Consider the following 1,358-nt stretch of genomic DNA (forward strand, 5'->3'; position numbering starts at 1 on the left):
TGGGATGCCGCGTGGGTGTTCCTTAAGTACAAGAAACGGGGCATCTCCGAACCCTGGCATCACGGCTACCTTGCCCGCGAAGGGCACGAAGCCACACCCCAAAGCGGCAATGAAGGCGGCAACTACTCCTTCATGTTCGGGCAAACAGGTTCGGGCAGTAGCGCCAAAGTCACCGGCGTTTTTCTTATGCGGGATGAAATATCCGACGGGAACGTAAGTGTCCGTGTACGGCTCAAATGGTTGTTCAAGGCCAACACAAAGAAAACGCTCTCCGCTGCCGATTTCGGCGATGAACTGAATAAGATATACGTCGCCGTTCATGCCATTGAGATGGTTTATATTCCCTACGGCAGTTATTACCTCGGTGACAATTATTCTGCATATGGTTTTGCACTATCGGGCAAATCTCCCTGTCTTATTGATTCGGAGGATGCAGTGACTCTGAATACAGTTAATCCGACATCTACCTCTGTTACATTACCCGCAGCCTTTCCCAAAGGGTATGCCGGCTTTTATATCATGAAGTATGAGACAAGCCAAGAACAGTACATGGAGTTTTTAAACTCTCTCACCCTAACGCAACAGAAAGCGCACGTGGCAAACAATGATTTTACCAATATGCAACGTGGAGATTACGTTTTTGGGAGCACAAGCGCACCTACGCGTCGGAACGGTATTGTCTTTATCGAGCAAAAAGGAGAAGACGGGCCTGCCGTATTCGGCAACAACCTTAATCCGGCCAATGACCTTTTCTCACAGGATGACGGACAGACTATTGCCTGCGGTATTCTATCTCCTTATGACATGCTGGCATACTGCGATTGGAGCGGGCTACGCCCTATGAGTGAATTGGAATATGAAAAGGCATGCCGCCGCCCGTATCCCCAAATGCCGGAAGAAGGAGAATACGCCTGGAACTCCAATAGTAGCCTTAATCCCCTGACCGGAGAATCTGACCTGCTTTATCCCGGCGATGAACGGGAACAGTCCGTTAATAAAAACCACAACATAAACAGTGGAAACAACGATATCGGTCCCGTCCGTTGTGGATTGTTTGCTACCTCTTCCACCAATCAAACCCAGGCAGGTGCCACCTACTGGGGCGTCATGGAGATGAGCGGAAATTTAGCCGAAATGTGCTATATCGCAACAAGCTCCGGGAAAGGATTCGTTGCCACTAATCTTTCCTACTCCCATGGTGACGGAGAATTGAATGCCGACGGTTCGACGGATATTTCCACCAGTTACTGGCCGACTGCTACTGCTGCATTCGGTACTCGGGGCGGTAGCTACTACAATCCCGATAGTCTGGCATGTACTTCCTACCGAGGCACATGTCAAGGTTCCACGTTCCCTTC

1 protein-coding gene is annotated in these 1,358 nt (G+C 49.9%); it reads left to right on the forward strand.

Annotation, left to right across the window (positions count from 1 at the left end):
- Positions 1–1,358 (forward strand): SUMF1/EgtB/PvdO family nonheme iron enzyme (locus tag NFR61_RS11120; RefSeq protein ID WP_251624165.1); only part of this gene is annotated, 1,358 nt, incomplete at both ends.

This window comes from Odoribacter lunatus (assembly GCF_943193135.1).
GTDB classification, from domain to species: Bacteria; Bacteroidota; Bacteroidia; order Bacteroidales; family Marinifilaceae; genus Culturomica; species Culturomica lunata.